Raw genomic sequence first — 9829 nt, forward strand, 5'->3', positions numbered from 1 at the left:
ACATTTTACCAGTTTTAACCTCCGCTTTTTTCTGAGTTTGTGAGAAATTCGGGATTAGTATCTGGAGTAATACCAGTCAGATTCAAGCTGACAGTACCAGATGCAGCATCATAACTTGTAACCGTTCTATGCCTGTAATTGCTGAAATTCAAGAAAAACATCCCCAAGGTAATGTTTTAGTAGTTTCCCATAAAGCCACGATTCGGATTATGCTTTGCAGTTTACTAGGAATTGATTTGGGACGCTATCGCTATCGTGTGAATATTTTGGTCGCGTCGAACTGAACAGCTACAAATTTATCATGCAGATGAAAACTCAAGAAAACAAATGCAACTTCCGTTGGCAGCGTATTAGGTTAGCTATAGCTTTCGGTGCAGTAGCTGTCATACTTACTGGAATTGCTGTTGACAGATGGCGTGTTAGAAACGGATGGTGTGTGAGATTTTTACCCAACAGACAACAGAAAGTCTTTTACGGTGATGATTGCTGGAAATCTCCTTATCAGTCATTGGGGCAAATCAGTAATTCAATCTCAAGCGATCGCAACCTCTGTTAACATAACTTTTGGCTTTTATTTCGAGTAAGTGCCTAAACTCTCACAAATGGCTGTTGATTGTGAGTGTAGAGACTTAAGCGTGGCTTTTCAAGTGATATTGCGTAATGACAAATAAAAAACTAATAATCGGTAGACTTGCAGTATTTTATTGAATAAAAAGATTTATAATAGCTGTATTCTAAAAGTCCTGGATTATTACAACAGAATATGACATTGACAAATACCTTTGGTGAATATAGTTTTATCATTAAAGTAGACGTTACTAATCTCGAAGCTAGCGTCGAGTGGTATAAGTCCAAGCTTGGATTAGTTCCTGAAGAAAAATATGACACGCCTAGCTGGAGACAGTTTAGTTTTCCTGATATTCCACGTTTTGCAATTGGATTGAACTTAAGTAACTCAGTTGACACAGGTAGTACTGTTAGTACCTTTGTTGTAAAAGATATAGTTGCTGCTCGTCAAAGCCTGATTGAAAAAGGAGTAGAAATTGAGCCAATCACAGATGTTGGTCACGGAGTCCAGTTGTCTATCTTCAGAGATATTGACGGAAACTTGTTAGGGCTTCGGCAAAATCCGCAATCTTAACCAGCTTGCTTCACAAATCGGGTTATTAGGCAGCAACTGATCTCATGTTGCTGCCTAATCCTTAAGTCTGTATATAAGGCACATTACAAGTGGTATCTTTCGGCTTGGGCAACTTGAACTGCTTGGGGATAGGACTGCGAGAAATCGGCGGTTTCTCCAAACTGGTCACATAGGAAAAAAACGCCTTGAGAATGTTGAGATGCTTAACTTTTGTAGTGTCTGCCTCTTGCAGGAAATCTAACCAATCCCGAACATGACGGATCTGGATGTCAGCGATCGCGTCCACACAGGTAAAAGTTAAGAACTTACGAATGGTATTGTGATACGAAGCCCTTGTTTTACCATGATGCACGTCCAACCATTCTTCTACCAATTCCGTCAGCGTTCTTATACAAGGGGCAGGTGTGTGATGAGTAGAAAGCTACTATTACACCCCATTATCCCTGGAAAGCTGATCGTTTCGTGAACGACTTCACACACTTAACTCAGGCTTATCAATCGCACTGCCCACAATCCTGATTCTCTCGTGGATTGATAAGTTTTGCTTAAGTGGCTTCATAAGGTGGAGGAATGCGCTAGGAAAGCCAGATGTAATAGGAGATTTAGGAGAAATTGATATCAATGACCAAAGCGTGATATCAAAGCTGCCCAGTTTCGCAAGTCCAAGATTTTCACCCCTGGTTTACCATCAACGCCAGTCTGCACCAACGTCTACACGGCAGTCTATACCGAACCAAACTGGACATAAAACTTACCGCCCATCATAACATTATAGGATAGCACCGCTTAGGACGATGCAACGGTGCCTTTCTGCGGTTCGCCTTGAGCTGCGTTCGAGACTTCTTCCCACGCCTCCCAAGTAGCCAGCCGATCGGCGTAAGCGGCGCGCACCGCGGGCAAGTTTTGGTTGCCGAGAATGAATCGCAGCGGCGGTTCCTGCGCGTCTACGATCTGGAGGATGGCTTTGGCTGTCGCCTGGGGATCGCCGCGTTTCTCGCCCGATAGATGAGGTGAAATCTGCTCCCTGAGACTGTCATAGACCTCAAGACCATCTGCCCTCTTGAGTGACGAGGGGCTTGCAAACTCGGTCGCATAGGCGCCGGGTTCGATCAGCGTCACCTTGATGCCAAAAGGTTTGACCTCTTGCGCCAGACTTTCGTGAAGCGCTTCGATGGCCCATTTAGAAGTGCAGTAATAGCCGATGAGCGGCATCGCCATCAGGCCAAGGCCGCTTGAAACGCCCAAGATGTGCCCGCTCCCCTGTTGCCGCAGCAAAGGCAGCGCGGCTTGAATGACCCGAATCGTGCCAAAATAGTTCGTCTCGAACAAAGCGCGGACATCAGCCTCGCTCGCTTCCTCTATCGTGCCGACCAGAGAGTAGCCGGCGTTGTTGAGAACAACGTCTAACTGGCCGAAGTGCGCGTGAGCCTGCGCCACGACTTGCCGCACCTGATCGGCATCTGTGACATCGAGCGCTAAAGGAAGCATGGCGTCGCCGAAGCGTTCTTTCAGGTCGGCTACGCTTTCTAAGGTGCGGGCGGTCGCCGCGACATTATCGCCGCGCTTGAGGGCGGCTTCAGCCCAGATGCGACCAAAGCCGCGCGATGCGCCTGTGATGAACCAAGTCTTTTTCATGGTACTACCCTTCTATCTACTGTTATATCAGCCACTAAAATGTTGCATCCACCGAAACGCTGCGCGCAAGCAACACAACGACAAGCTCATCCGCCGCCGGAAGCGTAGCGAGGAGGAACGACGAGCGAAGCTGTAGGCGGTCGGGTGCAGCACCTTGTTCTGTCGCTTGTTAGACCATTAAGTTTCCTTGTTATCATAAGCAAGTGTTTGTCCTTTTCAGTACTATAAATTACTTCGCGTCAAAAAATGCCAGCATTTTTCCGAGCGCGTCTGAGCTGTGCATCCGATCTCCATTTTCTAAAGACTCCTGCGCTGCCTCTGCCGCTCTTTTTCGCATTTGGTTTTCGTAAGCAGCAATAGCAGTTTGTATCCCACTAAAATTTTCGTTGCACAAACACTGGCTCAATTCCAAAGCATCAAGCATAGCCATGTTTGCGCCTTCTCCTGCAAAGGGAGGCATTACATGTGCGGCATCGCCGAGCATGGTTAAGTTGGGTCGGGCTTCCCAGTTTTGATTCAAAGGCATACAGTAAATGGGGCGCGGAATCAAAGGTGTGGCTGCATTTTCAAACAGTTCGTACCAGACACTGCTCCATTCAGAATATTCTTCTTTAAACCATGCCAGCATTTGTGTTTTGTCAGAATAATCTAAGCCACTATTTGCTGCCCAGTTTTCATCTGTTTTGAAACTTGCGTAAAAAGTTAGGTCACCATTGCCTTTGAGACCCATCAATAAATTCTTTGTATTTCCGAAAGCCATTATTTTTCCGCCATTCAGCAATGTATAAATATGAGGCGTTGCTTTTTGTGCATCATAAATATTGCCTTCAAGCATTGTAATGCCTGAATAAAAAGCTTTGATGTCTGTGATGTATGGACGGATTTTAGAATTAGCGCCATCAGCAGCAATGACAATATCTGCGTAAGCAGATGAACCGCTTTTGAAATGCAACAACCAGCCCACATTTTGTTTTTCCATTGAAATAAAATGGCTGTCCCACACAACTGTTTCCAGTTGTAAAGATTCCAGCAACATATTTCGTAATGGACTACGGTCTATTTCCGGACGAAAATGTTCACTGTCAAAATCTTCATCAGGTTTGGTTTCGTGATCGCTAAAAAATATTTCTGCACGTTTATTCACGATAATCATTTTATCGGCACCGGGACGAAAATTCTTTTTAAACTCGCTTAATAAATTTGCTTTGCGTAAAGCCGCCATTCCCGACCCTTCATGCATATCAAGCGGCGAACCAACCATACGAGCATCTTTATTAAAATCTCGTTCATACACTTTTACGTTTGCACCTTTAAGTTGTAAAAGTCGTGCTAAGGTTAGTCCACCAGGACCGCCACCAACTATAGCGATTTGTTTATTTTGTATCCACTTAGCTACGACTTCATCCATAAATTCTATAAATCTCATTTTCACGTATGCAGCAACGCCGCGCGCTTGCGACAGAACTATTTATTATACGGAAAAATTCCGTATAATCTTTTTCTAAATCTAGATAGATCAAGAGCTATTTCAAGAAATTAATTAACAGTGAAGAGCTAAGTATCAAAAGAAATCGGCTTACCGTTGAAATGGTTGTAAATATCTTCTGGATTAAACCAGCTAGGCAGTGTACGCTCTACTGAGTTGGTTGAGTCGATGGGGAGTATTATCTCCCGCACCTCTCAGTTAAATCTGGGCGTGCGGCTTTCATCGCACCCAGCTTCCGATGTTCTTAGCTTGCGCTTTTGCTCATGTGTTTGTAATCGTGGCAACTCTCATGAATTGCTTCCAAATTATTTTTCTTCCAGTTAGCGTGATTTCCGTCGATGTGATGCAGGTGAATCCGTTCCTCATCGATGAATTTTAGGCCGCAGGATGCACATTTAATGTGCCGTGGGAGTTTTGAACAGTTTACCAGTAAGTTTAAAAGTGCAGGTGCGACTCAGTTTGGCACACTACTATGCTTGGCTAGTAATTGACCAAGACCAACTCAAAGTCGTTAAAACTGAGAATGCCATGAATCCAATAGTGAATCGACAAATTCCACTGTTAACTTGTGATGTCTGGGAACACGCCTACTATCTTAACTATCAGAATCGTCGCCTTGATTTTCTCCAAACTTTCTTCCCCTACTTAGTAAACGGGGAGTTTGTGACGGGAGCAGCTACAAGCGCATCAATTAGCTCGCACCCAAGTATTGCATACTTTGGAACATTATTCTGCTCAAAGGGTGAGGAATCGTTTTCCTCAATGCTTGATACTTGAGTCTTGAATTGCAAAAACTATCAAAAGAACCAAGTGATGAAAGACGATCGATTAGAGATGCAAGACCCCCGGCAGCAATATCCCGCTCCACCCTTTCCCCAACAACCGCAGCCCGTACCAGGACTTGCTCAAAAGATGCAGCCCCAACCGGATCACGGTGAGCAGAGCTACATTGGATGTGGAAAGCTTGCAGGTCGGAAGGCATTGGTCACGGGAGCCGATTCTGGTATCGGGCGCGCTGTTGCGATCGCATTTGCGCGGGAAGGTGCTGATGTGGCGATCAGCTATCTTAAGAGCGAAGAGGCTGATGCTCAAGAGGTCATCCAATTGATTGAACAATCAGGGCGCAAAGCGATTGCGCTTCCGGGTGACATCACCGACGAGCATTTTTGCCAAAAGCTGGTGACAGATGCAGTGCAATCTTTGAACGGTTTAGATATTCTTGTGAACAATGCTGGCGCACAGACATCTTACCCTTCAATTAGCGATATCACAACTGAGCATTTCGATAAAGTGATGAAGACAAACCTCTACGCGCTATTTTGGATTACCAAAGCAGCCGTTCCACATCTCAAGCCCGGAGCATCGATTATTAACACCACTTCGATTCAGGCATATCAACCTTCAGCGAGTCTGCTTGACTATGCGCTGACGAAAGCGGGCATTGAGAATTTTAGCAAATCTCTCGCCAAACAGATGATCGAGAAAGGAGTGCGCGTTAATGCAGTCGCACCCGGTCCATTCTGGACACCGCTACAGCCGAGTGGTGGTCAGACCCAGGACAAGATCGAGAAATTTGGTTCTGAAGTCCCGCTCGGAAGACCCGGTCAGCCTGTGGAAATTGCTCCTGTGTATGTGTTGCTTGCTTCCCAAGAAGGCAGTTACATCACGGGAGAAGTTTATGGTGTAACAGGCGGCATCGGGATTGCCTAGTTCAAAATGTTGAAACGACTCTAGTAGTCTGCTCTGGTAAATTTTGCGTTGTGGTTAGCTCCCGGTGCAGAGATGCAAAGGGGCAGAGGGAAAAACTGTATAAATTTCTCCTCTGCTCCTTTGCTCCTCTACTCAAGAGCCTGTCTCCACGTAGCAATTTTGGCTTGGTCGAGTACTAGGAGAACCTTTATAAGAGTCACTGATCTTGAAAATAGGGAAAACCTTCAGATTAATTCTGGTTGGTTAATTGCGATCGCTTACGGCGGGCGGGTACGCTATCGCAACAACGAGGATTGCGATCGCGCTGTTCGTTCACTCGAGAAATAAACTTTCACCACACCGATGAATTAATTGTGCAATCACTCCTGTCCAGCCAGTTTGGTGGCTTGCTCCTAAGCCAGCGCCATTGTCGCCATGAAAGTACTCATTAAAGGTGAGCAAATTTCGCCAATGAGGATTTGTCTGAAAAACCTCGACGGCACCGTAGACGGGTCGATGCCCGTTGGCATTTTGTTGAAAAATGCGTTCAAGTCGTTCTGACAACTCGATCGCTACTTCCCTCAGCGTCATCCATTGTCCAGAATTAGTCGGGCATTCTACTTTGTAGTCATCTCCTAAGTATTTATGAAAGTGGTATAGGGCATCGATCAGCAGATAATTCATCGGAAACCAAATCGGGCCGCGCCAGTTAGAATTGCCACCAAATAAGTTGTTTGTGGATTCAGCCGGTTCATAATCCACCTGATACTCCCGATCGTTGACGTGCATGATGAAGGGATGAGCGGCATGAAATTTTGATACAGAGCGAATGCCATACGGACTTAAAAACTCGCGCTCATCTAACATGCGCTCTAAGATGCGCTTTAGCTTCTTGCCATCTAAGATTGCCAGTAAACGGCGCTGGTGTTCGCCTGTGGTTTGCATACAGGCAATTCCAGTTGTGAGGTCTGGGCGATTTTTAATAAACCACTCAGAACGCTTGCGAAATCCACTGAGTTTTTTAAGGATTTCGGGTTCTAGGATTCCGATCGCAAATAAAGGCACTAAGCCAACCATTGATCGCACTTTCATCGGAAAATGATGTCCATCTGAAAAGTGCAGTGCATCGTAGAAAAACCCGTCTTCCTCATCCCAGAGGACAAGTTCATCCTTACCAATCCCATTCATGGCATCGGCAATTCGCAGAAAATGCTCGAAGAATTTACTGGCAATATCTTCGTAGATAGGTTCATCCATCGCCAGTTCTAGGGCAATTGTCAGCATGTTCATGCAAAACATTGCCATCCAGCTTGTACCGTCTGCCTGCTCTAAATCGCCACCTGTCGGTAGGGGGGCACTGCGATCAAACACGCCAATGTTGTCCATGCCCAAAAAGCCGCCTTGAAAAATGTTTTTACCCTCGGCATCTTTGCGGTTAACCCACCAAGTAAAGTTGAGCAGCAGCTTTTGAAATACTCGTTCCAGAAATCGTTTGTCAGCGTGTCCGTAGAATTTCTGCTCGATTTGATAGACCTGCCACGCTGCCCATGCATGTACCGGTGGATTGACATCGCTCAGTTCCCACTCGTAAGCGGGTAACTGCCCGTTAGGATGCATGTACCATTCCCGCGTCAAGTGTTGCAGTTGTCGCTTGGCAAAATCTGGGTCAATCATTGCCAAGGGAATAGTATGAAATGCCAAATCCCAAGCGGCAAACCAAGGATACTCCCAGGTATCAGGCATGGAAAGAACATCATCAATATATACATGCACCCAATCTGTGTTGCGAACACTCCGACGCGAATCGGGGGGAGTCAAAGTAGCAGGGTCGCCTTTGAGCCAATCTTCGATGACGTACAGATAAAACTGCTTGCTCCACAGCATTCCGGCAAACGCTTGCCGCTGGATGATCCGCTCGTCATCAGATAGTTGAAACGGCGTAATCCGCTGATAGAATTCGTCAGCTTCTTTGATGCGATCGCTTAAAATTTGCTCGAACTCATCGCCAAACGGATTGGCAATACCAGATGAATCTGCCAGCCGCAAGCGTACAGTTTGCGTTGCACCGGGTGGAATCATCAATTTGTAGTCAGCAGCAAACTTCGTGCCCATGCAGTTCGGATTCACCGCATCCGAGCGATTGTGGATCGCATACTCATGAAAGCCATCTTTAACGTAAAGTGAGGTATTTTCCACACCATACAGCCGCTGAAAATTCGTTTCATTCTCAGTAAACAAAAGTTCTGCTGCACCTTGACAGTAGAGCCAATAATTGCTCATGTCAGGATGGGACGCTTCAATGATACTGAAATCTGCTTCTGATTTCAGCACCTTCAGCATCGGTTTTTCACTTTTTCCATCCCATGACCAAGTATTGCGAAACCAAAGCGACGGCAGCAGACGCAATGGCTTGGCCTGGGAACCGCGATTAGCGATCGTGATTTGAATTAAAATATCTTCAGCAGAGGCTTTGGCGTACTCAACGAACACATTAAAGTAGCGGTCTTCGGCAAATACACCCGTGTCAAGTAATTCAAATTCCGGTTCCTGTTTGCTGCGGCGACGGTTCTCTTCGACTAGTTGAGTATAGGGAAATGCTTGCTGCGGATATTTGTACAAGAATTTCATGTATGCATGAGTTGGCGTATTGTCAAGAAAAAAATAGTATTCTTTAACATCTTCGCCATGATTACCTTCGTTGCTCGTTAGGCCAAACATCCGCTCTTTGAGGATCGGGTCTTGCTCGTTCCATAGAGCGATCGCAAAACACAATCGCTGATGATTGTCAGAAATTCCGGCGATGCCATCTTCGCCCCAACGATAAGCACGGGATCTCGCATGGTCATGGGGAAAGTAGTCCCAGGCTGAACCATCGGGGCTGTAGTCTTCGCGCACAGTGCCCCATTGCCGCTCACTCAGGTACGATCCCCAGCGTCGCCAGTAAGCTTTGCGTTCTAGGTCTTCTTGCAAGCGTTGTTCTTCCGCTGTCATAGTTCTAATTTAAGCGTATCCTGGTTTACGTCCGCCTAAGCGTTGTTCCTTGGCTTCTGGAAGTTGATGAACTGAAATTGTTGCATAAGAGCCAAGTTTTCTACCACCAATCATAAATCGGATAAAGTCGCCTAAACCCTCAACCATGCGGGCACGATGCAATTCGCCACAATCGACAGGGTTAAAGCCGATATCTGTTATCAAGCCGATCGGAGTCTGCTTTGCCTGCTCGTTATCGCTGCATACAAAGCACGAAACCTGATATTGCTTAAGTGGGTCTGGACTTAGTTCAAACACTTCTTGAGCAAAGGTGTTAAAGGCTTTGACTATATAGGCATTGGGTACATCAGCAGCAAACTTTTCAGCAATTGATTCTGCAATTGGTTCAAAAGCAAACTCTTCAGGGATGAGTGAGTTATTACAATCAATCAGTACTTTGTTTGCCAGCACATCGGTTGAAGAAAAAACCTTAGAGGGTAACTCCCGCACGCCATAAAAAATTACGTCTGCAAACGCCGCCGCTTCATCATTTGTGCCGCCCTTTGCATTGTGTCCTGCAAGTTCTGCGATCGCTTGTGCTTTCGCTGCCTCACGAGAACCAAAGAAAACCTCGTGTCCCCGTTCTGCCCAAAGAATTCCTACCGACCTGCCCATATTGCCTGAGCCAATAATGCCAATTTTCATAGGATTGAGTTTCCTAATTCATCAGTGAATAACCAAATCTCATTCACGAGTCTTTAACACTCGTGAATGAGTCTTTGATACTCGTGGACGAGTCTTTAACACTTGTGAACGAGTCTTTGATACTCGCGGGCGAGTCTTTGATACTCGCGGGCGAGTCTTTGATACTCGTGAATGAGTCTTTGATACTCGTGAATGAGTCTTTG

At 45.9% G+C, this 9829-nt stretch carries 9 protein-coding genes and 2 pseudogenes; 5 read left to right on the forward strand and 6 right to left on the reverse strand.

The genetic code is table 11. The features are described from left to right. Positions 1–119: 119 nt before the first annotated feature. From ACFE93_RS32620 to ACFE93_RS32630, 3 genes and pseudogenes are all read left to right on the forward strand, one after another. Positions 120–278: pseudogene (locus ACFE93_RS32620) on the forward strand (histidine phosphatase family protein); the annotation flags it as partial. A gap of 29 nt (positions 279–307) precedes the next feature. Then, positions 308–556, forward strand: a complete 249-nt coding sequence (locus tag ACFE93_RS32625) for a hypothetical protein (protein WP_375479950.1) — start codon at positions 308–310, stop codon at positions 554–556. 207 nt (positions 557–763) lie between these two features. After that, positions 764–1141: a VOC family protein gene (locus ACFE93_RS32630; protein ID WP_375479952.1), complete on the forward strand. Its 378-nt coding sequence runs from the start codon at positions 764–766 to the stop codon at positions 1139–1141. Positions 1142–1202: 61 nt separating this feature from the next. Here the strand turns inward: ACFE93_RS32630 and ACFE93_RS32635 are convergent, their stop codons facing one another. From ACFE93_RS32635 to ACFE93_RS32650, 4 genes and pseudogenes are all read right to left on the reverse strand, one after another. Beyond that, on the reverse strand, positions 1203–1514 hold the full coding sequence (locus ACFE93_RS32635) for a hypothetical protein (RefSeq protein WP_375479954.1): 312 nt from the start codon (positions 1512–1514) through the stop codon (positions 1203–1205). A 413-nt stretch (positions 1515–1927) separates the two neighbouring features. After that, positions 1928–2776, reverse strand: a complete 849-nt coding sequence (locus tag ACFE93_RS32640; RefSeq protein ID WP_375479956.1) for an oxidoreductase — start codon at positions 2774–2776, stop codon at positions 1928–1930. 229 nt (positions 2777–3005) lie between these two features. Continuing rightward, on the reverse strand, positions 3006–4184 hold the full coding sequence (locus ACFE93_RS32645) for an FAD-dependent oxidoreductase (protein WP_375479958.1): 1179 nt from the start codon (positions 4182–4184) through the stop codon (positions 3006–3008). Positions 4185–4506: 322 nt separating this feature from the next. Beyond that, a pseudogene (locus ACFE93_RS32650) lies at positions 4507–4659 on the reverse strand (HNH endonuclease); the annotation flags it as partial. A gap of 17 nt (positions 4660–4676) precedes the next feature. On the opposite strand from ACFE93_RS32650, the gene ACFE93_RS32655 reads away from it, so the two are divergent. Both ACFE93_RS32655 and ACFE93_RS32660 read left to right on the forward strand, forming a co-directional pair. Next, positions 4677–5039, forward strand: coding sequence for a Fe-Mn family superoxide dismutase (locus ACFE93_RS32655; protein ID WP_375479960.1), 363 nt, complete (start codon positions 4677–4679; stop codon positions 5037–5039). A gap of 36 nt (positions 5040–5075) precedes the next feature. After that, positions 5076–5972 (forward strand): SDR family oxidoreductase, encoded by an 897-nt coding sequence (locus ACFE93_RS32660; protein ID WP_375479962.1) that lies wholly within the window; start codon positions 5076–5078, stop codon positions 5970–5972. 312 nt (positions 5973–6284) lie between these two features. Here ACFE93_RS32660 and ACFE93_RS32665 read toward each other — a convergent pair whose 3' ends face one another. Further along, on the reverse strand, positions 6285–8942 hold the full coding sequence (locus ACFE93_RS32665; RefSeq protein ID WP_375479964.1) for a glucosidase: 2658 nt from the start codon (positions 8940–8942) through the stop codon (positions 6285–6287). A gap of 9 nt (positions 8943–8951) precedes the next feature. After that, the gene (locus ACFE93_RS32670) at positions 8952–9626 is read right to left on the reverse strand and encodes an NADPH-dependent F420 reductase (protein ID WP_375479966.1); all 675 of its coding nucleotides are present in this window, start codon (positions 9624–9626) and stop codon (positions 8952–8954) included. Positions 9627–9829: the final 203 nt, after the last annotated feature.

The sequence above is a fragment of the uncultured Nostoc sp. genome (assembly GCF_964247315.1).
In the GTDB taxonomy this organism is placed as follows: Bacteria; Cyanobacteriota; Cyanobacteriia; order Cyanobacteriales; family Nostocaceae; genus Nostoc.

Bases quoted from the DNA above. Each gene is read 5' to 3' on its own strand.
- ACFE93_RS32625 (WP_375479950.1), top strand. From the start codon at position 308: ATGAAAACTCAAGAAAACAAATGCAACTTCCGTTGGCAGCGTATTAGG.
- ACFE93_RS32630 (WP_375479952.1), top strand. From the start codon at position 764: ATGACATTGACAAATACCTTTGGTGAATATAGTTTTATCATTAAAGTA.
- ACFE93_RS32640 (WP_375479956.1), bottom strand. From the start codon at position 2,776: ATGAAAAAGACTTGGTTCATCACAGGCGCATCGCGCGGCTTTGGTCGC.
- ACFE93_RS32645 (WP_375479958.1), bottom strand. From the start codon at position 4,184: ATGGATGAAGTCGTAGCTAAGTGGATACAAAATAAACAAATCGCTATA.
- ACFE93_RS32660 (WP_375479962.1), top strand. From the start codon at position 5,076: ATGAAAGACGATCGATTAGAGATGCAAGACCCCCGGCAGCAATATCCC.
- ACFE93_RS32665 (WP_375479964.1), bottom strand. From the start codon at position 8,942: ATGACAGCGGAAGAACAACGCTTGCAAGAAGACCTAGAACGCAAAGCT.
- ACFE93_RS32670 (WP_375479966.1), bottom strand. From the start codon at position 9,626: ATGAAAATTGGCATTATTGGCTCAGGCAATATGGGCAGGTCGGTAGGA.